A 21,345-nucleotide genomic window follows, 5' to 3' on the forward strand; every position below is an offset into this window, starting at 1 on the left:
ATTAAGCCGGTTGACGAAGGGGAAATCTGCGATTTTCGGGACAAAAACCCCGAGATTTGTCCAATTGTTCAACAAACTATCGCATGAAGGTCCGAATTGGCCCCATTTTAGGCGCTAACACGAAAGAAAGCTTCGGCATGCATGAAAGCGGAGCGCTTTATTTCGGCCTGTTCGGCGGCCTCTTCGTCCTCGCCCCATTGGTCAATCTGCCAATTTTCATCGATTCGGCTGGTCAGCCACAGCTCTTGCGGGGTGGCGAAGCGCTCGATCGCGGCGAATCCGATAATCAAAGAGCCCGACAGCGAGACCAGATCGTGGAACGCGGTCAACTGGAAGGCGTCCAGCGCGTGCACCCGTGCCGTCAGCCGGTCGAGGCTGGCCTTGGGTTGGGCCGCGTGCATCAGGCCCACATAAACCTGCAACGGCGCTTTGAGATGGGTGGCGGACCAGTCCACCAGCGGGTCCCATGCCTTGTTTTGGCGCTCCACCAGTTCCTGCGGATGCGCCGCGCGGTAGCATATCAGGTCGCTGTCTCCGTAAGCGGCCAACATGTCGGCAACCTCGGCATGTTGCACGGTGACCTTGTCGGTCGCGGCATTCGCGGACCGGGTGTAGGGCATGCTCAGCGGATTGATCTTGTCTTCCTGTGCGTCCCACTCCGCCGCGATCCGCGCCGCCATGTCACGCGTCGGCACGATCAGGGGCGACTTGGCGGGCGTGCGCACGGGCCGGCCGTCCAGCTCAACCGTGAAGCCGTCCCCGGCCTCGACGGCAGCGGCCGATGTCCAGAACCTCTTTGCGGCCCAATCGCTCATTGCCTTGCCCCCAACAGGTCGGAGATGGCGCCCCCCAGCGCCGCGAAATCGTCAATCATCACATCGGTGAACGGGGCCAGAGCCTCATCGGGATGATACCCCCATTTGACCCCGATGGTGCCGAAGCCCGCGTTGCGGCCCATTTCCATGTCAAAGGACGTGTCCCCCACGATCAGCGCATTTTTGGCCTTAACGCCTGTTTCAAACAGGCATTGTTCCAGCATGGACGGGTGCGGCTTGGACGGGTGGTCGTCTGCCACTTGGGTGGTGACAAAGAACCCTTCCAACGCGTGCACGCCCATCATGCGGACCAGCCCGCGGCGCGATTTGCCGGTTGCCACCCCGAGCAGCAGCTCGTCTTGAGCGTGAAGCTGCTCCAGCGCGGCACGGGCGCCTGCGAACATAGGTGCGTCTTGCCGGACCTCGGTGGTTTCGGAGCGGTTGAAGCTGTCCTTGTAGGCCTCGACCACCTGCCGGATGCCCGCGTCGTCCAGCGATGGGTCGAGCTTGCGCATCGCCTCGGGCAAGGACAGCCCGATAATGGACCGAACCGCAGCTTCGTCTGGCGGGGTATGGCCGCAGGCGTCAAACGCCGTTTTCATCGCGCCTTTGATATGCACGAGGCTGTCGATCAAGGTACCGTCGACATCGAATACGACCAGCTTCAGCTCTGCCATTCTTCTTCCGCATCAAATGGATCGGTTGGCACATCCCGCTCGGTCCAGCCGAAATAGTTCCATGTGTTTTGCATATGCGGCGGCAGCTTGGCCTCGACATGCAGCTCGGACCCGTTGGGGTGCTGGATTGTCAGGCTGCGGGCATGCAGGTGCATCTTTTTCGAAACCTCCTCGCCCAGCTCCGCGCCCCAGCCGTCGCCCATGTTTTCCTGACCGGAGCCACCGTATTTGCCGTCGCCCACGATGGGGTGCCCCATCTCGGCGATATGCGCGCGCAGCTGGTGAGTGCGGCCCGTCACCGGCACCATGGCCAGCCAAGACGCGCGTTGGCCAAGAAAGCACAGCGTAGCGTAATCCGTATGTGCACGTTTCGCTCCGTAGGTGGCGTCAACGTCCTTGGGATGCACGCAATGCATCTTCTCACCCTCACCCTTCGCACCATGGCCCGGCGCTTTGACCAGCCCGAACTTGATGGTGCCAATTTTGGGGTAAGGCACGCCCGCGACGAGCGCCCAGTAGATTTTGCGGGTTCCGTGGTGGCGGAAGGCCTTGGTCAGGTGGCTGGCGGCGGCCTGCGTGCGGGCCAGCACCAGCACGCCAGACGTGTCCTTATCCAGCCGGTGGACCAACCGGGGGGCCTCGCGTTTGTCATATTGCAGCGCGGGCGTCATGCCGTCGACATGGCGGGTGGTTTTTGAGCCCCCCTGCACCGCAAGCCCTGCGGGTTTGTTGATCACGATCACATCGTCATCCATGTGGATGACGCAGTCCTGGATCATCTTGGCGTCCGCCTTGGAGACAAAGGGTTGTTCGCGCTGCTGCGCGACCTCGTCTTCGGAGGGCAGCGGCGGGATGCGCACGGTTTGGCCGGGCCCGACGCGGGTGTTGGATTTGACGCGCCCCCCGTCGACGCGGATTTCGCCCTTGCGGCACATTTTTTCGACGCGGCCTTGGGAGACGTGCGGGAACTGGCGGCGGAACCAGCGGTCGAGGCGTTGTTCGGCCTCGTCGTCGCGGATTTCGATGGTTTGGACACTGCTCATGCGAAGGCCCCCCTTGCGATCATGATGCCCGCGACGAGGCCAGCGATAGACAGGATCACCGAGACGCCGACATAGGTGGCGGCAGCGGCGGTTTGGCCGCGTTCAAACAGCGTGTAGGCCTCCAGCGAGAAGGCGGAGAAGGTCGTGAATCCACCAAGGAGCCCGGTCATCACGAAAGGGCTGAGATGGGTGTTCGACGTTTTGGCGGCGAAGACCACGAAGAGGCCCATCAAGAAGCTGCCAATGATGTTCACGCTGATGATGGCCAACGGGAAACCGGGACCTGTCAGGCGCAACACGCCCACACCTACGAGAAACCGCAAAGCGGCCCCGATCGCGCCGCCGGCTGCGACTTGGAGGGTGGTCATGACCATAGCTGTTCCCATGTGGGTTTGCGGGCGTGGTGTCAAGATGAGGGCGGGGGTTTGGGGGCTCTGCCCCCGTCGCTGACGCTCCTCCCCCGAGGTATTTTTGAAACAATGATGGGATCAGCGTTTGGCGCGCAGCTTGGCGAAGTAGTCGACGCGTTTTTTGAGTTCCCGCTCGTAGCCGCGTTCGACGGGCAGGTAGTAGACGCCGCGTTTCATATCTTCGGGGAAATAGTTCTGCCCCGAAAACCCGTCTTCGGCGTCGTGGTCATAGGCGTAGCCGTCGCCGTAGCCTTGATCCTTCATCAGCGAGGTCGGCGCGTTCAGGATATGTTTGGGTGGCGGTTCCGAGCCGGTCTGTTTGGCGGCCTTCATCGCGCCCTTGTAGGCCACGTAAGCTGCGTTGGATTTGGGCGCGAGGGCCAAATAGATCACGGCCTGCGCCAAGGCCAGCTCGCCTTCCGGCGAGCCCAACCGTTCATAGGTTTCCCACGCATCCAGGCAAACGCGGTGCGCGCCCGTGTCAGCCAGCCCGATATCTTCGACCGCCATGCGCGTGATGCGGCGGGCGAGGTATCGCGGGTCCTCGCCACCCGTAAGCATGCGCGCGAACCAATAGAGGCTGGCATCCGGGTCAGACCCGCGTACTGATTTGTGCAAAGCGGAGATCAGGTTGTAATGTGCGTCGCCCGATTTGTCATATTGCGCCGCGCGGCGCATGAGGCGCTTGGACAAGGCGGCTGGGTCGAGCTTTTCGTCAGTCTTCCATGCGCTGACTTGTTCGATCAGATTGAGCAATGCGCGGCCGTCGCCGTCAGCCATTTCCAGCAGTGCAGCGCGGGCGTCGGGGGTCAAAGGAAGGGGTTTGTCCAGCTCCTTTTCGGCACGTTGCGCGAGTCGTTCGAGGTCAGCGAGGTCGAGGCGTTCAAGGACGAGGACTTGGGAGCGCGACAGAAGCGCTGCGTTCAGCTCAAAGGACGGGTTTTCCGTGGTCGCCCCCACCAACAGGATCGTGCCGTCCTCCATATGCGGCAGGAAGCCGTCCTGCTGCGCCTTGTTGAAGCGGTGAATCTCGTCCACAAACAACAGGGTCCCCTGCCCGTTTGCGGCGCGTATCTTGGCAGCTTCAAAGACCTTCTTGAGGTCCTGCACGCCGGAAAAGATCGCGCTGATCTGCACGAAATGCAGGTCGCTTTCCCCTGCAAGAAGCCGCGCGATGGTGGTCTTGCCAACCCCGGGCGGACCCCAGAAAATCAGCGATCCCAGGGAATTGTTGGCCAACATCACGCCCAAGGGGCTGTCGGGGCCAAGCACCTGTTCCTGACCAATGACCTCATCCAGCGATTTGGGGCGCAACCGGTCCGCCAAGGGCTGCATCTTGGCAGGCTCGGCCTTGGCCCCAGTGTCGAAGAGGTCCGCCATCAGAGGCGAAACCTGTAGCTGAAACGGCGGCCTTGGTTGACCCCGTCAATGCGCCAGCCGCGCGCGTCAGATGTGCCTATCTCTTCCACATCGGCGCTGGTTTTCATCGGTTCGCGGTTAATCGCCGTGATGACGTTGCCCGGACGCAAGCCAACCCGCGCCAGCGGGCCGGAGACGGCGGTGACAATCACGCCAGCCGCATCGCTCGGCAACCCGTATTCGGCGCTGATCTTGGGGTTGATGGTGGCGACCGACAGGCCCGCAAGTGTGCCGCTGTCAATGGTGCGCGGGTCGGAGGGCGGGGTGTCTGGCGCCTCGATCAAGGCGACCTGCGCCTCCTTTGTCTCACCGCCCGACAGGTAGGTGATGGCCGTGCTTTCACCCACGCCGCGCACCGACATGTGGTGCAGCATCTCGGCCGGCGCGTTCACCGGCTGGCCATCAACCGACAACACGATGTCACCCGCGGCAAGTCCGGCATCAGCGAAGGGGCTGAGCGGGTGGATGGCAGAAATCACAACGCCCTCCGGAATGGTCAGGCCGAAACCCTCCGCCAGCGATCCGTCGACGGCTTGCCCGTTGATGCCGGCCCATGGCCGTTTGAACGCGTCATTTCCGTTTTTGGCCTGCTTGACGAATTGCGCCACCAGATTGGACGGGATCGCGAAGCCCACCCCATTGGACCCGCCTGAGCGGGTCAGAATGCGGGTGTTCACGCCAATGAGCTGCCCCGCCACGTCGATCAGCGCGCCGCCGGAGTTACCGGGGTTGATCGCGGCATCGGTCTGCAGGAAGTAGCCGCGCGCGTTGCCGGTGGCGACGCCGGAACGGGCCAGGCCGGAGATGATGCCGGAGGATACGGTTTGCCCGATGCCGAACGGGTTGCCGATGGCCAGCGCCAGCTCCCCCACCTCGACGTCGTCGGAGTTGCGGAACGGCAGCCAAGGCAGCGCCTCGTCGCTGTCGATCTTGAGGATGGCGATGTCGCTTTGCTCATCTGCCAGCAGCACCCGTGCCTCGAACTCGCGCCGATCTTTCAGGACCACGCGGATGTCGGTGGCCATGCCGACCACGTGGTAGTTGGAGACCACAATGCCATCTTCTGACAGGATCACGCCGGAGCCCAGCGAGTTCTGCACGCGGGGCTGGGCCTGGCGCATGTCGCCGAAGAATTGTTCGAAAAATGGGTTGCCCATGAAAGGCGTCGCGCGTTGTTGTACGACGCGGTTGGCAAAGATGTTGACCACGGCGGGGGCGGCTTGTTTGACGAGGGGCGCGAAGCTGAGGCTGATCTCAGCCTGGCTTTGCGGGACTTGCTGGGCCGTCACGGGGGCGCTCAGCAGTGCGGCGGCGGCAAACAACGACAGGATCAAACGCATAGAGGCCCCCTTTGGATTGAGCATGCTTAACATATGCGGATCAGCGCGGCGGATTGCAATCGCGCCGTATCACCTCCCCGTCAAAGCAAAAGCCCCGCCGATCAGGGCGGGGCTTTTGTACTGGTTACCGTGAGTGGTCGGGCCACCTACATGGCCAACTCGCTATTATTCAGCGGCCTCTTCGGCTTCGACGCGGGCTTTGTCAGCCGCGCCTTTTGCGGACACATCGCGGTCCACGAATTCGATGATCGCCATGGGCGCCATGTCGCCGTAGCGGAAACCCGCTTTCAGCACGCGGACATAGCCGCCTTGGCGGTCTTTGTAGCGTGGGCCCAAAACGTCGAACAATTTGGCGACGTCTTTGTCCTGGCGCAGCTTGGACGCGGCCTGACGGCGGGCGTGCAGGTCGCCGCGTTTCGCCAGGGTGATCATTTTTTCGATGATCGGGCGAAGCTCTTTGGCTTTCGGCAGGGTTGTTTTGATTTGCTCATGCTCGATGAGCGAGCCGCACATGTTGATGAACAGCGCTTTGCGGTGTTCGTGGGTGCGGTTCAGGCGGCGGTAGCCTCTTGCGTGGCGCATTTTGTCGTTCCTTCTTTAGACTTTGTCTGGCCCGCGATGCGTGTCGCCGGCTCTCCTTGGGGCGGGATTGCCCATGTTTTCCCGGTCATTTGCGCCGGCATTTGGGTGGTAGGGCGGGGTTAACCCCGCCTTACCGGTAGAATTTAGAACTGGTCTTCGAATTTCTTGGCCAGGTCTTCGATGTTTTCTGGCGGCCAGTCGACGATGTCCATGCCGAGGTGCAGACCCATGCCCGAGAGCACTTCCTTGATCTCGTTCAAGGATTTGCGGCCGAAGTTCGGGGTGCGCAGCATCTCTGCTTCGGTCTTTTGGATCAGGTCGCCGATGTAGACGATGTTGTCGTTCTTCAGGCAGTTGGCGGACCGGACGGAAAGCTCCAGCTCGTCGACTTTCTTCAAGAGCAACGGGTTGAATTCCAGCTCGTCTTCGTCGTCCTGCGCGCGGGCCGATTCAGGCTCGTCGAAGTTCACGAAGATGCCCAGCTGGTCCTGCAGAATGCGCGCGGCGAAGGCCACGGCATCGTCAGGCGAGATCGACCCGTCTGTTTCGATTTTCATCGTCAGTTTGTCATAGTCCAGAACCTGGCCCTCGCGGGTTGGTTGGACGTCATAGCTGACTTTCTTAACAGGCGAGAAAATCGCGTCGATCGGCATCAGGCCGATGGGGGCGTCTTCCGGCTTGTTCTTCTCAGCAGAGACGTAGCCTTTGCCGGTGTTCACAGTCAGCTCCATGAACAAGTCAGCGCCGTCGTCGAGGTGACAGATAACGTGGTCGCGGTTCAGGATCTCGATGCCAGCGCTGTCAGAGATGTCACCAGCGGTGACAACTGCCGGGCCTTTGGCGGAAATGCTCAGGCGCTTTGGGCCTTCGACTTCCATGCGGATGGCCACGCCTTTGAGGTTCAAAACGACGTCGGTCACGTCTTCGCGCACGCCCGAGATCGAGGAGAACTCGTGCAATACGTTGTCGATCTGGACGGATGTGATCGCCGCACCTTGCAAGCTCGACATCAGAACGCGGCGCAGCGCGTTGCCCATGGTCAGACCAAAGCCACGCTCCAACGGCTCGGCAACCACAGTTGCTTTGCGTGCTGGGTCGTTGCCAGGCTTAATCTCAAGCTGGTTGGGTTTGATTAGCTCTTGCCAATTCTTATGGATCATGTGTCGCCTCCATGCTCGTCCCGTGTCATGTCCAAAACGCGGAACACTCGAGGTTGAAATGTCAAAGCCAGGGGGCAGCCAAGCCGGTCCCCTGACCCGATAGTCTTATGTCTTAGACGCGGCGTCGCTTTGGTGGGCGGCAGCCGTTATGGGCCATTGGCGTCACGTCGCGGATGGACGAGATCTGGAAGCCAACAGCGGCCAGCGCGCGCAACGCGCTTTCACGACCGGAACCGGGGCCCTGCACTTCGACTTCCAGCGTCTTGACGCCGTGCTCTTGTGCTTTCTTGCCCGCGTCTTCGGCGGCCATCTGAGCCGCGTAAGGTGTCGACTTGCGCGACCCCTTGAAGCCCATGGTGCCGGCAGAGGACCACGAAATTGCGTTGCCCTGAACGTCGGAGATCAGGATTTTGGTGTTGTTGAAAGAGGAGTTCACGTGAGCAACGCCAGCGGCGATATTCTTACGGACCTTCTTCTTGGTGCGAACTTTTTCACGAGCCATTGGTCAAACCCTCCCTTACTTCTTCTTACCGGCAATGGCCTTTGCGGGGCCTTTGCGGGTACGTGCGTTGGTGTGCGTGCGCTGACCGCGCACAGGAAGGTTGCGACGGTGGCGCAGGCCGCGGTAGCAGCCAAGGTCCATCAGACGCTTGATGTTCATAGTGGTGTCACGGCGCAGGTCGCCTTCGACGGTGTAGTTCTCGTCGATATGCTCACGCACCTTCAGAACTTCCGCGTCGGACAGTTCGTTCATGCGGCGGGACAGGTCGATGCCGACAGCTTCGCAAATCGCGTTCGCGGAGGTGTTGCCGATACCGGTGATGTAGGTCAAAGCGATGACGACGCGCTTTCCGTCGGGCAGGTTAACGCCAGCAATACGTGCCAAATGGGCATTCCTTCTTTGGTCGCGGGTCCGTAGTTCCAGACCCTTTTTTCACAACGTAAGCCCGACGGTCTTTCGACCAACGGGCTTGATTTAGGTACTCAATGCGCGGGGCCGTCTAGCTAGGTCGGCAGATGCGCGATTCCCTTGCGGGATGGGGCGGTTTAGGACCAATTAACTTTGGCGTCAAGTGGTCCTGATCCTGTTGAATTCTTAGCTGTCCAGAACGCCCGCAATGCTGGCCGCAACCTCGTCAATTGTGCCAAGGCCAGGAACCCATTGCAGCTGCTTCATGCAGTGGTAGTAGCCGATCAGCGGGGAGGTCTTTTTGTAGTACTCCATCAGGCGGACCTTCAGGCTTTCCTCGTTGTCGTCGGCGCGGGCCACTTTGCCCGCGGCGCGGGCTTCCTCAGCCCGGCCCAAGATGCGTTGAACAAGCACCTCGTCATTCACTTCCATCGCAATGACCGCATCCAGTGTCGTGTTATACGCTTTCAGCAAAGCGCCCAACGCATCCGCCTGGGCCAGCGTCCGGGGGAAGCCGTCAAAGATGAAGCCCCCGCCATGGTCGCCCTGCAGCTTTTCCTCGATCAACCCGATGACGATCTCATCCGTCACCAGCTCGCCCGCGTCCATGACGGCCGCGACCTTCTTGCCCATTTCGGTGCCGGATGTTTTGGCGGCACGCAGCATGTCCCCGGTGGAGAGCTGGATCATGCCCCGCTCATCTACAAGTTTCTGCGCTTGGGTGCCTTTGCCGGCACCGGGTGGTCCAAGAAGGATGAGGTTCATTTACGCGACGGGCTCCGTTTTCCGCGCTTCTTGCCGCCTTTGCCGCGAAGCTGCGATTTCTCGATCAGCCCCTCATACTGGTGTGCCAGCATGTGCGACTGCACTTGTTGTATCGTATCCATGGTCACGGACACAACGATCAGTACCGACGTGCCGCCGAAGTAAAACGGGATGGCCAACTGCGCGCGCAGAATTTCGGGCAGAAGGCAGACCAAGGCAAGGTAGCCAGAGCCCAGCACCAGCACGCGGTTCACCACGTATTCCAGATATTCGGCGGTGCGCGCACCGGGGCGGATACCGGGGATAAACCCGTTCTGGTTCTTCAGGTTGTCTGCCACTTCCTCGGGCTTGAAGGCCACGTTGAAGGTGTAGAAATACGCGAAGAACACGATCATCAGCGTGAAGAACGCCAGATAGAGCGGCTGACCGGGGCCGAAATAGGCAAGGATCGTGGCCATAACCGGGCTGGTCGCCCCGCCGGAGAATGTGCTCATGGTGGTGGGCAGCAGCAGCAGCGAGGACGCGAAGATCGCGGGGATCACGCCCGACGGGTTGACCTTGACCGGCAGGTGGGACGATCCGCCGTCATAGACTTTCATACCAACCTGGCGGCGCGGGTATTGGATGTGGATCTTGCGCAGCGCGCGCTCCATGAACACCACGAAGGTGATGGTCGCCACGACCACCAGCAACACGCCGATGATGACGGCGGGGCTGATGGTGCCGGACCGGCCTTGCGCGAAGAACTGCGCCAGGGCGGCGGGAACCTCGGCGATGATGCCCACGAAGATGATCAGCGAGATGCCGTTGCCAATGCCGCGCGCAGTGATCTGCTCACCCAGCCACATCAGGAACATGGTGCCGCCGACCAGCGTGATCACGCAGGAAATGCGGAAGAACCAGCCGGGATCGGTGACAAGCCCGCCCGATTCAAGGCCAACGGCCAGCCCGTAGGCCTGCAGCGTCGCCAGGAACACCGTGCCGTAGCGGGTGTATTGGTTGATCTTCTTGCGGCCCTGCTCGCCCTCTTTCTTCAGCTGTTCCAGCTGCGGGACCATCGCCGTCATAAGCTGCACGATGATCGAGGCGGAGATGTAGGGCATGATGCCCAGCGCAAACAGCCCCATGCGGCCAATCGCGCCGCCGGTGAACATGTTCAGAATGCCGCCAACCCCGGTCGAGATCTGCTCAACGAAGTTGCGCAGCGCGTCGGCGTCGATGCCGGGGACCGGGATATAGGTGCCAAGCCGGTAGACGATCAGCAAGCCGATGGTGAAAAGGATGCGTTGCCTCAGCTCGGTCGCCTTGCCAAAGGCGGACCAGCTCATGTTTTGGGCCATTTGCTCGGCGGCTGATGCCATGTGTCGGATTCCCTGTTATCAGCACAGCGCCGCGCACGGGTTTCCTACTAAGGTTACCGGACGCGGCGCTGGAAAACTTGATCTTATGTAGGAGGCCTCATGGCCCCCCACAAGGTATTATTCGGCAGCTGCCGCGACTGTGAGCGATCCGCCGGCCTTTTCGACCGCTTCAATCGCTGACTTGGACGCGCCGGTGACGTTGATCTTCACCTTCGATGTGATCTCACCTTTGGCCAGCACGCGGACACCGTCCAGCTTGCGGCGGACAACGCCGGTTTCAACCAGCAGGTCCTCGGTGATCTCTTTCTTTGCGTCCAGGGTCTTGGCGTCGATGAACTTCTGGATCAACCCAAGGTTGATGACAGCAAAATTCTTCTTGTTGCGGCTGTTGAAGCCACGTTTTGGCAGACGCATGTACAACGGCATTTGGCCGCCTTCGTAACCGTTCAGGGCAACACCCGAGCGGGATTTTTGGCCTTTGATACCACGGCCACCCATTTTACCGGTGCCGGAACCAGGGCCACGGCCAACGCGTTTCTTGCGTTTCGTGGCGCCGGGGTTGTCGCGCAATTCATTCAGTTTCATGTCGCTTCTCCTATTGCCGGAAGGGTCCTCGAAGCGAAATGGACCAAACACGGCGTTTCTTGTTGATTCTGCGGACGGCGGGCGTCCACCGGAGGCGTATAGAAGCTGGCAGCCTTTGGTGCAAGGCCTTGAATTGATGAGAGGCCGCATGCAACGGTTTCACCATGCTAACCCGCATTTTCATGGCCCTCGGGCTGGCCGCCTTGCCCTTCACGCCCGCCACGGCAACCTCGTCTTGTGCGGCGGATGCGATGCTGGTCTTTGACGGCTCAGTTTCGATGGCCGAGATCAGCTTTGACATCCAGGACGCCACCCGCATCGTGGACGCGCGGGTGGCAATACGCCGCGCCATGCCGGATGTGGAAAAGTTCCGCCGCATCGGGCTGATCACCTACGGGCCGGGCGATTCCGCGTGCTCCGGCATCAACCTGCGCTTTCCGCCCATCTCAAACGCCGCCGACCGCGTGATAGCGGAGGTCGACGCGATGGTCCCCGAGGGCCTGACACCCCTAGCCGCATCAGTGGAACGCGCGGCGGAGGTGTTGGACTATCGCATCAACCCCGCAATCGTGGTGCTGGTCACCGACGGCAACGAGACCTGCGGCGGCACGCCTTGCGCCTTGGCCACGTCGATGATGGATCAAGCGGCGGACCTGACGGTGCATGTGATCGGGTTCAAAGTGGTCCGCGACTTCTTCAGCTGGGACAACCCGGAGCAGAAGGACTATTTCGAGGGCGACACGGTGGCGAAATGTCTGTCTGACCGGACCGGAGGCAAATTTGTGTCTACGGAGACAGTGGATGAATTGACCGAGGCGTTAAGGGAGACGTTGGGATGTGCGTTGATTGGGTGAGTGATGGGTGAGCCCCATTTGCGCTTGGGTCTGACCGAAAGTTGCGTCCTGGAGAAGTTGTTTTTCAACTACTCAGATCACCGATACCGCATTTCACTTGGCTCTTGGTAAAAACGTGGCTTGGCCAATCCGTTCTTTGCCAACGAAATGAAGTCGGGCTGAGAACATGAAGTTGCCAGACGAAAAGGCTGCCTTCTTCAGTGCGTCGCGTTTCACCTTGGATCTTTGATGTGAAATTTCTCGGACCTGACTTGATTATTTCGTAGATGGCAGGGCCATGAGTGTGCTTCCAGCTTATTTTCATCGTCATCAGATCATCAGAAAAGGTGATTGTTTGGGGGTTTTTGGCGCAGGTGTTTTGTCCCTCTGGCCAAGCCCAAGTGCCATTTTCCAAGATAACGGCCATTTCTGCCAAGCTAGTTGCATAGGCTGGCAAAGGCGTTACCGAAACCAACAAAGCAGAAATGATAGATTTGAACATAGTCTCTGGGTAACGCGCTGACCGGCCCGGGACAAGCCGAAGGCGCCGGGCCAGCGCTAGGCCGTCCCTACGGACTGGCGCTCTGACAGCTTTGTGCTCCGATCATGTGGAAGATGTGCTTGGCCACCATAAAGTGCATCGAAAGAGCGTTGCGGCGCCAGCCCACGGCCTATCGCTGGCCCCACATCACGCCATACACCACAACGCCAATTGCAACCGCCAAACACAAAAGCGCCGCCACAAAAGATTGATGCCAGCCAGCGTTTCTTTGAAATGCGCCTTGCACAAAAGGAACAAGTGTTCGCGCCGACGCCTGAGCGTCAAATGTGAACAGTATGAACGCCGCAAAACCAGTCACATGTGGCGAAACCAAGAGCCAAAATGCAGCGCCAGTCCCGTAACTATTCAGTATGTCCGTAACCGAAACCGGAAACCAAGCCATGGAGACAATTGTGAAGAGAACCAAAACTGCCGCAAAACCAATCGTGAATTTCTGGGGCAAGAGTTGACTCCAATTTTATACAGTGTCCCGCGATGTATCCGAAGTTAACAAAAAACGCCCCGCATTACAGCGAGGCGTTTCAATTCGTTACATCGAGGTCCCCGCATTCGCGGGGATGACAGGAGAGCTAATTCAGCCCTTCTCCTCAATGATCTCAACCATATGCGAGATCGAGTTCACCATGCCGCGCACAGAAGGTGTGTCTTCCAGCTCACGCACACGGTGCATTTTGTTCAGGCCGAGGCCGATCAGCGTTTGGCGCTGCTTGGCGGGACGGCGGATGGGGGAGCCGGTCTGTTTGACCACAATCGTTTTCGCCATGATTTAGGCCTCCGCTTTTTCTGCTGCGTCATCAGCGGCAGGGGCTTCGTCGCCCGTGCGCAGGATGTCGGCAACTTTCTTGCCACGACGTTGGGCAACCATGCGCGGCGAGGACTCGTTCGTCAGGCCGTTCAGCGTTGCACGTATCATGTTGTATGGGTTGGACGAGCCGACCGACTTGGCGACGACGTCTTGAACGCCCAGCATCTCGAACACGGCGCGCATTGGACCACCGGCGATGATGCCGGTACCTTGTGGCGCTGTGCGCATGACGACTTTACCAGCGCCGTGGCGGCCCTTGGTGTCGTGGTGCAGGGTGCGGCCTTCGCGCAGCGGCACGCGGACCATCTGGCGTTTGGCTTGCTCGGTGGCTTTGCGGATGGCCTCAGGGACCTCTTTCGCTTTACCTTTGCCGAAGCCCACGCGACCCTTTTGGTCGCCTACGACGACGAGGGCTGCGAAGCCGAAGCGTTTACCGCCTTTTACGGTTTTGGAAACGCGGTTGATTGCAACCAAGCGATCCTGAAATTCTGGAGTTTCGTCGCGATCGCGGCGGCCCCGTCCTGGTTCTCTTGCCATGTTGGCAGTCCTTTATGTCGTGGGCGGCCCCGGTTGATGTGGGCTGGCCCGTTTGGGTCAATCGCGGTGTGCTCTGTGAGGGGCGAAAATTTTTCGACGAAAAATTTTCCCCCGCTCCGATGCAATCGGAGCACCCGGATCATCGGAAGGGCGCCAAAGCGCCCTTCGCACATTCAGATTTTCAGACCGCCTTCGCGTGCTGCTTCGGCCAAGGCTTTGACCTTGCCGTGGAACAGGAAGCCGCCACGGTCGAAATAGGCTTCGGTCACGCCGGCCTTCTTCGCACGTTTCGCGATTTCCGCGCCCACTTTGGTCGCAGCTTCGATGTTGTTTTTGCCAACCAGACCCAGACCTTTTTCAAGGGTGGATGCGGAGGCCAAAGTGGTGCCGTTCACATCGTCGATCAGCTGAACGCTGATGTTCTTGGACGAACGATGGACCGAAAGACGCATACGGCCAGCATTGACCTTGCGCAGTTTGTTCCGAACGCGCAGGCGGCGTTTGATGAACAGATCACGTTTGCTGTTAGCCATTACTTCTTCTTCCCTTCTTTGCGGAAGATGTACTCATCCTTGTACTTGATGCCTTTGCCCTTGTAGGGCTCCGGCTTGCGCCAAGCACGGATTTCGGCGGCAACCTGGCCAACCTGCTGCTCGTCATTGCCCTCGATGGTGATCTCGGTGGGCTTTGGGGCCGCAACGGTCACACCTTCGGGCACTTCGTAGACCACGTCGTGGCTCAGGCCGAGGTTCAGCTTCAGGTTTTTGCCTTCCATGGCGGCACGGTAGCCAACACCGTTGATCTCAAGCTCTTTCTTGAAACCGTCGGTGACGCCGACAACTAGGTTTGCCACGCGTGTGCGCGACATGCCCCATTGCTGGCGGGCCCGCTTGGATTTGCCGCGCGGCTCTACTTTCACGACGTTGCCGTCCACGGTGATGGTGACATCATCCGTGGCGGTGAACTCGCGCTGCCCCTTGGGGCCTTTGACCGACACCGTCTGGCCGGAGACCGAGGCCTCCACGCCGGAGGGCAGGTCGACTGGTTTTTTACCAATACGAGACATGAATGCCCCTCCTTAGAATACGGTGCAAAGCACTTCGCCGCCAACATTCTGGCTGCGCGCGTTTGCATCGGACATGACGCCTTTTGGCGTCGAGACAATCGACACACCCAGGCCCTGACGGACGGTTGGGATGTCTTTGGAGCCCATGTAGACCCGGCGACCGGGCTTGGAGATCCGCTTAAGCTCACGAATGACGGGGGTGCCTTCGTAATATTTCAGCTCGATGGACAAGGCCGGGTGGCCGTCCTTGCCGGTGGTTGCCTCGTAGCCACGGATGTAGCCCTCGTCAGCCAAGACATCGAGAACCCAGGCGCGCAGCTTGGAGGCTGGCGTTTCAACGGTGGCCTTGCCACGCAGTTGCGAGTTCCGGATACGGGTGAGCATATCTGCGATAGGATCGTTCATTGATATACCTCCTTACCAGCTCGACTTGACCATACCGGGGATCTGCCCGGCGGAGCCAAGGTCGCGCAGCGCGATCCGGGAAATCTTCAGCTTACGGTAGTAAGCGTGCGGACGGCCGGTCAGCTGGCAACGGTTGTGAAGACGGACAGCGGAAGAGTTGCGGGGCAGCTCAGCCAGTTTCAGACGCGCCTTGAAGCGCTCTTCCATTGGTTTTTCGCGGTCGTTGGCAATTGCCAGAAGGGCGGCACGCTTGGCGGCGTATTTCTTCACCAGGCGCTCCCGCTTCTTCTCGCGTTCGATCATGCTTTTCTTAGCCATGTTCTATCTCTCCTGTCGCTTAAGCGGTGAACGGCATGTTGAAGGCTTTCAACAGGCTGCGCGCTTCGGCGTCGGTGGGTGCGGTGGTGCAGATGACGATGTCCAGGCCCCAGGCCTCGTCGATCTTGTCGAAGTCGATCTCGGGGAACACGATATGCTCTTTCAGGCCCATGGCGTAGTTGCCACGGCCGTCGAAGCTTTTGTCGGAAATGCCCCGGAAGTCGCGGATGCGGGGCATCGCGATGGTGATCAGACGGTCCAAGAATTCGTACATCTTGTCGCCGCGCAACGTAACCTTAGCGCCAAGTGGCATCTCTTCGCGGACGCGGAAGCCAGCGATGGATTTCTTGGCGCGGGTCACCATGGCCTTCTGGCCGGAGATTGCGGTCAGGTCGTCAGCGGCACCTTGTGGCTTTTTGCTGTCTTTGACAGCGGCCTTGCCGGCACCGATGTTGAGCACGATCTTGTCCAGACGCGGGATCTGCATGTCGTTTTTGTAGGAGAATTCCTCCTTCATCGCGGCACGGATCGTGTCTTTGTAGACCGCCTTCAGGCGGGGGGTGTAGTTTGCTTCGTCCAGCATCAGATCACGTCCCCTGTTGTTTTGGCGTAGCGGACCTTCTTGTCGCCGTCCATTTTGAAGCCAACGCGGGTTGGTTTGCCTTTGGCGTCGATCAGAGCGAGGTTCGACAGCTGAATAGGCATGGCCTTCGGCTGGCGACCACCTTGGTCGTTTTGCGATTGCTTGACGTGGCGGATGGCGATGTTGATGCCGTCCACAATGGCTTTGCCGGTCGACGGGCTGACGGACAGGATGTTGCCCTTCTTGCCTTTGTCCTTGCCGGTCAAAACGATGACTTCGTCACCTTTTTTCAACTTAGCGGCCATGATTACAGCACCTCCGGAGCGAGCGAGATGATTTTCATGAAGTTCTTGGCGCGCAGCTCGCGAACCACTGGCCCGAAGATACGGGTGCCAATCGGCTCGCCCGAGTTATTCAGGATAACGGCGGCGTTGCGGTCAAAACGGATTGCGGTGCCGTCTTCGCGACGGACCTCTTTGGACGTGCGAACAACGACGGCCTTGCGGACGTCGCCTTTCTTAACACGGCCACGTGGGATGGCTTCCTTGACGGAGACGACAATAATGTCGCCAACGCTAGCGTATTTACGCTTGGAGCCACCCAGAACCTTAATGCACTGAACACGGCGTGCGCCGCTGTTGTCAGCCACATCAAGATTGGTCTGCATCTGGATCATGTGATGTCTCCCGACCTTTGGGGACCTTGGTGTTCAAGGCCCCAGGGTTTCGATGAAACCGGGTTATGCTTTTGCGAGCACTTCCCAGCGTTTGGTTTTCGACTTTGGTGCACATTCTTGGATGCGAACCTGGTCGCCAACGTTGAATGTGTTCTTCTCATCATGCGCCCGGTATTTCTTGGACGAACGGATGGTTTTCTTCAGAACCGGGTGTGTGAAGCGGCGCTCAACGGAAACGGTGACCGTTTGCTCGTTTTGGTTGCTGGTCACGACGCCGGACAGGATACGCTTAGGCATGGGTTAAGCCTCCGATTTGGCGGCGTCGGCCGCTTTTTGGTTCAGAATGGTTTTCACACGGGCCGCGTCACGTTTGACGGACCGCATACGTGCGGTGTTCTCAAGTTGGCCGGTGGCCTGCTGGAAGCGCAGGTTGAAAGCCTCTTTTTTCAGGTTGGCCAGCTCTTCATTGAGCTGATCTGCGGTTTTTTCACGCAGTTCGCTGGCGTTCATAGCCATGTTCCTTTTTCAAACACTGGAGGGCCGCTATCCCGAATGGACGACGTCACCCTGATTCCAGTGGAGTGGGTGTAGAAGTGGTGCGTTTAGGCCCGTCGCGACCATAAAGCAAGGGGTTTTTCCTTGCTTTATGGTCGCGACGCGTGCGCGGCAGTTGCTTTTGTGAAAACAAAAGCGACGAGAGCGGCACTCAGTAGCTGTCTTGGGTGTATTATTGGGTCAGGCCCCTCCTGGAATTTAAATCTCCTCGACAGATATACCGTCCACCGCTTTACCCGCGTCCACCGCGCCAGACTGCCTTCCTTTTCAGGTGAAACTCCCTGCGCGGGCTGATAACGTTGCCCCATGTTCAAACGCCTGCCCCTCATTTTGCTGACCACCACCGCCGTTGCCGCTGCAACGATTGCGGGGCTGTCCTGGGCACGATCAAGTGACACAGAGCCCTTGAGCGTCCGGTTCGCCACGCCCGACACCTGGCCGGTCTTCATCGAGCTTGACGTCAACGGGGCGCAAATCACACGTCAGCCGATCCTCGGTGGCATATTTGACGGCAAGGTCATGGGCGTCGGCGCGATCGTGGTGCGGGTGCCGGATGCCGATGACGCGTCGGTCGCCCTCGATATCATCTGGTCAGACTACCAAACCGGAGAGGTCTATCGCGCGGCCCCGCGTATCATGAAAGACGACGTGGCCCAGCTTTACGAAGGCGGCGGCATGGAAATGACAATCGCCGTGGGGCCGCTGGGCCGCTTATCGGTCTGGGTCACCTCGGCGGGGTTTCGCGAATTTGCGCCGGGAAGCGCCGCGCGACGCGAACGCTTGGCAGCGCAGCCTGATCTGGTCGATCTGCAGCCGGTGTTGCGGATCTGCGGGGACCGGTTTGAAAGCCGCGAGGCGGAGTTTGCCGACTTTCTCGCAGCCCCACCGTCAACCCGCCACAAAAGGCTGATTGATCCGGGCATCGCCGCACAGGCGCAGGCCGACCTTGGTCCCTGCGACCCGAACCGGCAGGACGGTCTGTAATGTCGGTGGTGGATCAATACAGCTTTGACGACCCCGAGGCCGCCACCAATGTCGCCTCCTGCCCGGATGTGCGGCTGCGCATCGGCGTGTTCTTTGATGGCACCTGGAACAACATGAACAATGCCGAGGTCGGCATGGCGGCGCGGGCCGTCGGCCTGCCCTCGGCGGGCGGCAGCTACAACACCTCCGTCACGCACCCCGCGCATCTGTCGCGGGTGTATTACGAATATGCCGGGTCGGATCTCAGGGATGTCGACGGCAAGCCGCTCAAAACGGCCTCGGTCTATGTCCGGGGGGTCGCGACGTCCGACAACAATCCAGATAGCGCCATCAGCGGGGCAACCGCCTTTTGGGCGGAAACCGTGGAGGAAAGGCTTGTCGATGCGACGCTCAGTGTCCTTGACACCATCGACCGGCTGTCACCAACCTGCCCGCCGGAGGAGGTCGTGCTGGACCTGTTCGGCTTCTCGCGCGGGGCCGCGACGGCGCGGGTCTTCGCCAACCGGGTCAAGGAAGGCGTCATCACCAACGCCCCCAACATCAAAATCAGCTTCATGGGGCTGTTCGACACCGTCGCGGCCTTCGGCATTGCGTGGCAGGAATGGGACGACAATTTCTACAGCCTGGCCACCCATATAGGCCCGCAAACGGCCGACAAGGTCGTCCACCTGGTCGCCGCCCACGAGATCCGCGAGAATTTTTCGCTCAGCTCCATTGATCCTACGGGCGGCGGGGACCGCGAGCAGATCCTGTTGCCCGGCGTGCATGGGACCATCGGGGGCTCGCCCTTGGATCAGCCGGAAACGATCAGCGTTGCGCAGCACGAAATCTCGCTGATGCAGGCGCAGGGCATCTTGTCGGGCGACATCGACACGCGCTCCCTGTTCACCCAGCGGCGGTACGAGACCGATTTGATCGACGGGGACCGCCGCAACCCGGGCACCTACCAGGTGGATCAGGTGGACAGGGTCATCTGGCCGGGGCTCCGCATCCTGTCGCTGGAGGTCATGCATGCCAAAGCCGTCGACGCCGACGTGCCGTTTGTCGGCCTCGACCCGGCCATGGCGCTCCCCGACATCTTTGAGCCGCTAAAGGCGGCGGCCTTGGCGGGTCAGGATGTCACGCCCGAGATGATGGGCCGCGCCACGTCCTACATCATCCCGTCGTCGCGTTACTGGAACATTGCCAACCATCCCGACGCGGGACTGGCCCGGACCATCATACCCAACCGCCCCGGGCTGGCGTCGGGCTGACCTCCCCCTTTCGCAATCAAACTGGCCAAGGCTGCAATGACACACATCTCTTCCCTCTTCGTCACCCGTCTGTATCGCGCCGCGCTGTCCGCGCATGGCAAACCCATCGACGCCGAGGAGTTGGAAAACTCCTGCCTCGCGATTGCCGAGGATGATGAGGCCGGCCAGGATTGGTGCGAACGCGAAGGCTTTCCGGGCTACACCTCCTACGCCTCCCTGACCGACCTGCCGTGGCGGTTTCCGATCTTCAAGGACCTTGTGAAGGTGCTCGACAAGCACGTCGCCGCCTTCGCCAAGGACGCGCAGTTTGATCTCGACGGGCGCAAGCTGAAGCTGGAAGACATCTGGATCAACATCCTCCCCGAGGGCGGCATCCACACCTCCCACATCCACCCGCATTCGGTGGTGTCGGGCACCACCTATGTGGCGATGCCGTCTGATGCGTCGGCCATCAAGTTCGAGGATCCGCGCAGCCAAATGATGATGGCTGCCCCTGCCCGCCTGCAAGACGCGCGCGAGGAGATGCGGCAGTTCATCTATGTCGCGCCAGAGGTCGGCGACGTGCTGCTGTGGGAAAGCTGGCTAAGGCACGAGGTGTCGATGAATATGTCAGAGCATGATCGCGTGTCGGTAAGTTTCAATTACAATTGGTCATGACATGACCCGTTGAGCGCGGGGCAGTTGCCTAGCCCCCTCGACAACGTGATTTCTGTGTTACCGGCCTTTCTGTCACCTTCCCCTGCATGGAAACCGCACGCCACATCTCCGCAGTCATTCTGGCCACCGCTTTGGCGGCCGGTCCCGTCATTGCCGAAACTGACACAGCTGGACCTCGGATTTTGACCCTGTCGGGCTCTGCCGATACCGCGCAGCCCGCCGACCAAACCGGCGCACGCCATGGTGTGAAAATCAATCGCGGCTCCGGTTTCCAAAAGCCGGTGATAGCAGCCGCTGAACCGGAGGAGGTGGTGGCCAAACCGACCCCGCAGCCACGACGTAAGATAGTTCGTCGCACATCAGGCTGGTGACGGGTCACGTCAGAGCGCAGGGTTTGCCATTAGAGGCTTCGGCCCGTCATTCCCGCGAAGGCGGGAACAACGAAGAGTTTACGCACTTTTGATTGCAAGGCCCCCTCTTCCGCGGGGATGGCAAGGGCAGAGGCCCCGCCCTCAATTCACCTTGATTGATCCGGTCATGCTGGGGTGAATTTTGCAGAAATAGGCAAAGCTGCCCGCGCTCGCAAAGGTGATCTTCGCGGTTTTGCCGCGCGACAGGTTCCCGGTGTCAAAGCCACCGCGCTTGGCCGTGGCAGTATGCGGCGCGCCGTCCTTGTTCACGAAGGTCACCGTATCGCCAGCGGCGATGGTCAGGTTGGCCGGCTGGAAACTGAAGCCCGTGATGGTCACCGTGTGGTCTGCAGCCTGAGCCAGAGAGGTCGTGGCCAAAAGAGCCGCGGCGGCGAGGATGGTTTTAAGGGTCATGTACACTGTCCTTTTTCTAATCACCGCCTCTCACAAAGCGGCTGTTTTTGGGTCTATGAGCTTTGCGTCTCATAATGGTAACGCATGTGGCGGCGGATTTATTCGGTTTGGGGGTAATTTTCCGGATGCGCCCGGAATCAAGCCGAAGGCGCCAGGCATCGTCAGACCGCCCCACGGGCTGGCGATTTGGTTGGTCTTGGCACAGCGCATGAACGGAAGA

At 60.0% G+C, this 21,345-nt stretch carries 32 protein-coding genes; 5 read left to right on the top strand and 27 right to left on the bottom strand.

Annotated features, from left to right (window positions below):
• Positions 1–107: 107 nt before the first annotated feature.
• From Q0899_RS09730 to rplO, 13 genes are all read right to left on the bottom strand, one after another.
• Positions 108–815: an ATP12 family chaperone protein gene (locus Q0899_RS09730; protein ID WP_299192521.1), complete on the bottom strand. Its 708-nt coding sequence runs from the start codon at positions 813–815 to the stop codon at positions 108–110.
• Positions 812–1,492, bottom strand: a complete 681-nt coding sequence (locus Q0899_RS09735) for an HAD-IA family hydrolase (RefSeq protein ID WP_298299409.1) — start codon at positions 1,490–1,492, stop codon at positions 812–814. The genes Q0899_RS09730 and Q0899_RS09735 overlap by 4 nt, the downstream gene beginning before the upstream one ends.
• Entirely contained in the window at positions 1,480–2,535 is a 1,056-nt protein-coding gene (locus Q0899_RS09740) for an RluA family pseudouridine synthase (protein WP_299192523.1), read from the bottom strand. The genes Q0899_RS09735 and Q0899_RS09740 overlap by 13 nt, the downstream gene beginning before the upstream one ends.
• Entirely contained in the window at positions 2,532–2,909 is a 378-nt protein-coding gene (crcB, locus tag Q0899_RS09745; RefSeq protein ID WP_299192526.1) for a fluoride efflux transporter CrcB, read from the bottom strand. The genes Q0899_RS09740 and crcB overlap by 4 nt, the downstream gene beginning before the upstream one ends.
• Before the next feature lie 114 nt (positions 2,910–3,023).
• Positions 3,024–4,325 carry a replication-associated recombination protein A gene (locus Q0899_RS09750; RefSeq protein ID WP_299192528.1) on the bottom strand — a complete coding sequence of 434 codons (1,302 nt, stop codon included), beginning with the start codon at positions 4,323–4,325 and terminating at the stop codon, positions 3,024–3,026.
• The gene (locus tag Q0899_RS09755; protein ID WP_298299420.1) at positions 4,325–5,704 is read right to left on the bottom strand and encodes a trypsin-like peptidase domain-containing protein; all 1,380 of its coding nucleotides are present in this window, start codon (positions 5,702–5,704) and stop codon (positions 4,325–4,327) included. Before Q0899_RS09755 ends, Q0899_RS09750 begins: the two co-directional genes overlap by 1 nt.
• A gap of 165 nt (positions 5,705–5,869) precedes the next feature.
• Positions 5,870–6,286 (bottom strand): 50S ribosomal protein L17, encoded by a 417-nt coding sequence (gene rplQ, locus Q0899_RS09760; protein WP_298299423.1) that lies wholly within the window; start codon positions 6,284–6,286, stop codon positions 5,870–5,872.
• Between the two features lie 143 nt (positions 6,287–6,429).
• Positions 6,430–7,446, bottom strand: coding sequence for a DNA-directed RNA polymerase subunit alpha (locus Q0899_RS09765; RefSeq protein ID WP_298299426.1), 1,017 nt, complete (start codon positions 7,444–7,446; stop codon positions 6,430–6,432).
• Between the two features lie 112 nt (positions 7,447–7,558).
• Entirely contained in the window at positions 7,559–7,948 is a 390-nt protein-coding gene (rpsK, locus tag Q0899_RS09770; protein ID WP_298299429.1) for a 30S ribosomal protein S11, read from the bottom strand.
• 15 nt (positions 7,949–7,963) lie between these two features.
• Entirely contained in the window at positions 7,964–8,332 is a 369-nt protein-coding gene (gene rpsM, locus Q0899_RS09775) for a 30S ribosomal protein S13 (RefSeq protein ID WP_298299433.1), read from the bottom strand.
• A gap of 210 nt (positions 8,333–8,542) precedes the next feature.
• Positions 8,543–9,121 carry an adenylate kinase gene (locus tag Q0899_RS09780; RefSeq protein ID WP_299192532.1) on the bottom strand — a complete coding sequence of 193 codons (579 nt, stop codon included), beginning with the start codon at positions 9,119–9,121 and terminating at the stop codon, positions 8,543–8,545.
• On the bottom strand, positions 9,118–10,482 hold the full coding sequence (gene secY, locus Q0899_RS09785; RefSeq protein WP_298299438.1) for a preprotein translocase subunit SecY: 1,365 nt from the start codon (positions 10,480–10,482) through the stop codon (positions 9,118–9,120). The genes Q0899_RS09780 and secY overlap by 4 nt, the downstream gene beginning before the upstream one ends.
• A 117-nt stretch (positions 10,483–10,599) precedes the next feature.
• Complete coding sequence (rplO, locus tag Q0899_RS09790; RefSeq protein ID WP_298362459.1) at positions 10,600–11,067, bottom strand: 50S ribosomal protein L15; 468 nt, start codon at positions 11,065–11,067, stop codon at positions 10,600–10,602.
• 164 nt (positions 11,068–11,231) lie between these two features.
• On the opposite strand from rplO, the gene Q0899_RS09795 reads away from it, so the two are divergent.
• Entirely contained in the window at positions 11,232–11,921 is a 690-nt protein-coding gene (locus Q0899_RS09795; RefSeq protein ID WP_299192535.1) for a VWA domain-containing protein, read from the top strand.
• A gap of 64 nt (positions 11,922–11,985) precedes the next feature.
• Here Q0899_RS09795 and Q0899_RS09800 read toward each other — a convergent pair whose 3' ends face one another.
• The 13 genes from Q0899_RS09800 to rpmC all read right to left on the bottom strand — a co-directional run bounded on the left by Q0899_RS09800 (position 11,986) and on the right by rpmC (position 17,362).
• Positions 11,986–12,402, bottom strand: a complete 417-nt coding sequence (locus tag Q0899_RS09800; protein WP_299192537.1) for a hypothetical protein — start codon at positions 12,400–12,402, stop codon at positions 11,986–11,988.
• Between the two features lie 169 nt (positions 12,403–12,571).
• On the bottom strand, positions 12,572–12,904 hold the full coding sequence (locus tag Q0899_RS09805; protein ID WP_298299451.1) for a hypothetical protein: 333 nt from the start codon (positions 12,902–12,904) through the stop codon (positions 12,572–12,574).
• Positions 12,905–13,036: 132 nt separating this feature from the next.
• Positions 13,037–13,225, bottom strand: coding sequence for a 50S ribosomal protein L30 (rpmD, locus tag Q0899_RS09810; RefSeq protein WP_299192539.1), 189 nt, complete (start codon positions 13,223–13,225; stop codon positions 13,037–13,039).
• Positions 13,226–13,228: 3 nt separating this feature from the next.
• A complete protein-coding gene (gene rpsE, locus Q0899_RS09815; RefSeq protein ID WP_298299458.1) occupies positions 13,229–13,804 on the bottom strand; it encodes a 30S ribosomal protein S5 in 576 nt (191 codons plus the stop codon).
• A 173-nt stretch (positions 13,805–13,977) separates the two neighbouring features.
• A complete protein-coding gene (gene rplR, locus Q0899_RS09820; RefSeq protein WP_298299461.1) occupies positions 13,978–14,337 on the bottom strand; it encodes a 50S ribosomal protein L18 in 360 nt (119 codons plus the stop codon).
• Positions 14,337–14,870: a 50S ribosomal protein L6 gene (gene rplF, locus Q0899_RS09825; RefSeq protein ID WP_298299465.1), complete on the bottom strand. Its 534-nt coding sequence runs from the start codon at positions 14,868–14,870 to the stop codon at positions 14,337–14,339. Before rplF ends, rplR begins: the two co-directional genes overlap by 1 nt.
• Positions 14,871–14,882: 12 nt before the next feature.
• Entirely contained in the window at positions 14,883–15,275 is a 393-nt protein-coding gene (gene rpsH, locus Q0899_RS09830; RefSeq protein ID WP_298299472.1) for a 30S ribosomal protein S8, read from the bottom strand.
• A 12-nt stretch (positions 15,276–15,287) separates the two neighbouring features.
• On the bottom strand, positions 15,288–15,593 hold the full coding sequence (gene rpsN, locus Q0899_RS09835; protein WP_298299476.1) for a 30S ribosomal protein S14: 306 nt from the start codon (positions 15,591–15,593) through the stop codon (positions 15,288–15,290).
• 19 nt (positions 15,594–15,612) lie between these two features.
• Positions 15,613–16,176: a 50S ribosomal protein L5 gene (gene rplE / locus Q0899_RS09840; protein ID WP_298299482.1), complete on the bottom strand. Its 564-nt coding sequence runs from the start codon at positions 16,174–16,176 to the stop codon at positions 15,613–15,615.
• A complete protein-coding gene (gene rplX, locus Q0899_RS09845) occupies positions 16,176–16,481 on the bottom strand; it encodes a 50S ribosomal protein L24 (RefSeq protein ID WP_298299487.1) in 306 nt (101 codons plus the stop codon). The genes rplE and rplX overlap by 1 nt, the downstream gene beginning before the upstream one ends.
• Before the next feature lie 2 nt (positions 16,482–16,483).
• Positions 16,484–16,852, bottom strand: coding sequence for a 50S ribosomal protein L14 (gene rplN, locus Q0899_RS09850; protein ID WP_298299491.1), 369 nt, complete (start codon positions 16,850–16,852; stop codon positions 16,484–16,486).
• Positions 16,853–16,915: 63 nt separating this feature from the next.
• The gene (gene rpsQ, locus Q0899_RS09855; protein ID WP_298299496.1) at positions 16,916–17,149 is read right to left on the bottom strand and encodes a 30S ribosomal protein S17; all 234 of its coding nucleotides are present in this window, start codon (positions 17,147–17,149) and stop codon (positions 16,916–16,918) included.
• Between the two features lie 3 nt (positions 17,150–17,152).
• On the bottom strand, positions 17,153–17,362 hold the full coding sequence (gene rpmC, locus Q0899_RS09860) for a 50S ribosomal protein L29 (protein WP_298299501.1): 210 nt from the start codon (positions 17,360–17,362) through the stop codon (positions 17,153–17,155).
• 351 nt (positions 17,363–17,713) lie between these two features.
• Here rpmC and Q0899_RS09865 point away from each other — a divergent pair, with 351 nt between their 5' ends.
• The 4 genes from Q0899_RS09865 to Q0899_RS09880 all read left to right on the top strand — a co-directional run bounded on the left by Q0899_RS09865 (position 17,714) and on the right by Q0899_RS09880 (position 20,672).
• Entirely contained in the window at positions 17,714–18,391 is a 678-nt protein-coding gene (locus tag Q0899_RS09865) for a hypothetical protein (RefSeq protein ID WP_298299507.1), read from the top strand.
• The gene (locus Q0899_RS09870) at positions 18,391–19,644 is read left to right on the top strand and encodes a DUF2235 domain-containing protein (RefSeq protein WP_298362447.1); all 1,254 of its coding nucleotides are present in this window, start codon (positions 18,391–18,393) and stop codon (positions 19,642–19,644) included. Before Q0899_RS09865 ends, Q0899_RS09870 begins: the two co-directional genes overlap by 1 nt.
• Before the next feature lie 36 nt (positions 19,645–19,680).
• On the top strand, positions 19,681–20,301 hold the full coding sequence (locus tag Q0899_RS09875; RefSeq protein WP_299192547.1) for a TIGR02466 family protein: 621 nt from the start codon (positions 19,681–19,683) through the stop codon (positions 20,299–20,301).
• Positions 20,302–20,387: 86 nt separating this feature from the next.
• Positions 20,388–20,672 (top strand): hypothetical protein, encoded by a 285-nt coding sequence (locus Q0899_RS09880; protein WP_299192549.1) that lies wholly within the window; start codon positions 20,388–20,390, stop codon positions 20,670–20,672.
• Positions 20,673–20,813: 141 nt separating this feature from the next.
• On the opposite strand, the gene Q0899_RS09885 is transcribed toward Q0899_RS09880, so the two are convergent.
• Entirely contained in the window at positions 20,814–21,125 is a 312-nt protein-coding gene (locus Q0899_RS09885) for a cupredoxin family copper-binding protein (protein WP_299192551.1), read from the bottom strand.
• Between the last annotated feature and the right edge of the window lie 220 nt (positions 21,126–21,345).

It is taken from the genome of uncultured Litoreibacter sp., assembly GCF_947501785.1.
In the GTDB taxonomy this organism is placed as follows: Bacteria; Pseudomonadota; Alphaproteobacteria; order Rhodobacterales; family Rhodobacteraceae; genus Litoreibacter.

Coding starts and splice junctions, on each gene's coding strand:
- Q0899_RS09730 (WP_299192521.1), bottom strand. CDS start 815: ATGAGCGATTGGGCCGCAAAGAGGTTCTGGACATCGGCCGCTGCCGTC.
- Q0899_RS09735 (WP_298299409.1), bottom strand. CDS start 1,492: ATGGCAGAGCTGAAGCTGGTCGTATTCGATGTCGACGGTACCTTGATC.
- Q0899_RS09740 (WP_299192523.1), bottom strand. CDS start 2,535: ATGAGCAGTGTCCAAACCATCGAAATCCGCGACGACGAGGCCGAACAA.
- crcB (WP_299192526.1), bottom strand. CDS start 2,909: ATGGTCATGACCACCCTCCAAGTCGCAGCCGGCGGCGCGATCGGGGCC.
- Q0899_RS09750 (WP_299192528.1), bottom strand. CDS start 4,325: ATGGCGGACCTCTTCGACACTGGGGCCAAGGCCGAGCCTGCCAAGATG.
- Q0899_RS09755 (WP_298299420.1), bottom strand. CDS start 5,704: ATGCGTTTGATCCTGTCGTTGTTTGCCGCCGCCGCACTGCTGAGCGCC.
- rplQ (WP_298299423.1), bottom strand. CDS start 6,286: ATGCGCCACGCAAGAGGCTACCGCCGCCTGAACCGCACCCACGAACAC.
- Q0899_RS09765 (WP_298299426.1), bottom strand. CDS start 7,446: ATGATCCATAAGAATTGGCAAGAGCTAATCAAACCCAACCAGCTTGAG.
- rpsK (WP_298299429.1), bottom strand. CDS start 7,948: ATGGCTCGTGAAAAAGTTCGCACCAAGAAGAAGGTCCGTAAGAATATC.
- Q0899_RS09780 (WP_299192532.1), bottom strand. CDS start 9,121: ATGAACCTCATCCTTCTTGGACCACCCGGTGCCGGCAAAGGCACCCAA.
- secY (WP_298299438.1), bottom strand. CDS start 10,482: ATGGCATCAGCCGCCGAGCAAATGGCCCAAAACATGAGCTGGTCCGCC.
- rplO (WP_298362459.1), bottom strand. CDS start 11,067: ATGAAACTGAATGAATTGCGCGACAACCCCGGCGCCACGAAACGCAAG.
- Q0899_RS09795 (WP_299192535.1), top strand. CDS start 11,232: ATGCTAACCCGCATTTTCATGGCCCTCGGGCTGGCCGCCTTGCCCTTC.
- Q0899_RS09800 (WP_299192537.1), bottom strand. CDS start 12,402: ATGTTCAAATCTATCATTTCTGCTTTGTTGGTTTCGGTAACGCCTTTG.
- rpmD (WP_299192539.1), bottom strand. CDS start 13,225: ATGGCGAAAACGATTGTGGTCAAACAGACCGGCTCCCCCATCCGCCGT.
- rpsE (WP_298299458.1), bottom strand. CDS start 13,804: ATGGCAAGAGAACCAGGACGGGGCCGCCGCGATCGCGACGAAACTCCA.
- rplR (WP_298299461.1), bottom strand. CDS start 14,337: ATGGCTAACAGCAAACGTGATCTGTTCATCAAACGCCGCCTGCGCGTT.
- rplF (WP_298299465.1), bottom strand. CDS start 14,870: ATGTCTCGTATTGGTAAAAAACCAGTCGACCTGCCCTCCGGCGTGGAG.
- rpsH (WP_298299472.1), bottom strand. CDS start 15,275: ATGAACGATCCTATCGCAGATATGCTCACCCGTATCCGGAACTCGCAA.
- rpsN (WP_298299476.1), bottom strand. CDS start 15,593: ATGGCTAAGAAAAGCATGATCGAACGCGAGAAGAAGCGGGAGCGCCTG.
- rplE (WP_298299482.1), bottom strand. CDS start 16,176: ATGCTGGACGAAGCAAACTACACCCCCCGCCTGAAGGCGGTCTACAAA.
- rplX (WP_298299487.1), bottom strand. CDS start 16,481: ATGGCCGCTAAGTTGAAAAAAGGTGACGAAGTCATCGTTTTGACCGGC.
- rplN (WP_298299491.1), bottom strand. CDS start 16,852: ATGATCCAGATGCAGACCAATCTTGATGTGGCTGACAACAGCGGCGCA.
- rpsQ (WP_298299496.1), bottom strand. CDS start 17,149: ATGCCTAAGCGTATCCTGTCCGGCGTCGTGACCAGCAACCAAAACGAG.
- rpmC (WP_298299501.1), bottom strand. CDS start 17,362: ATGAACGCCAGCGAACTGCGTGAAAAAACCGCAGATCAGCTCAATGAA.
- Q0899_RS09865 (WP_298299507.1), top strand. CDS start 17,714: ATGTTCAAACGCCTGCCCCTCATTTTGCTGACCACCACCGCCGTTGCC.
- Q0899_RS09870 (WP_298362447.1), top strand. CDS start 18,391: ATGTCGGTGGTGGATCAATACAGCTTTGACGACCCCGAGGCCGCCACC.
- Q0899_RS09875 (WP_299192547.1), top strand. CDS start 19,681: ATGACACACATCTCTTCCCTCTTCGTCACCCGTCTGTATCGCGCCGCG.
- Q0899_RS09880 (WP_299192549.1), top strand. CDS start 20,388: ATGGAAACCGCACGCCACATCTCCGCAGTCATTCTGGCCACCGCTTTG.
- Q0899_RS09885 (WP_299192551.1), bottom strand. CDS start 21,125: ATGACCCTTAAAACCATCCTCGCCGCCGCGGCTCTTTTGGCCACGACC.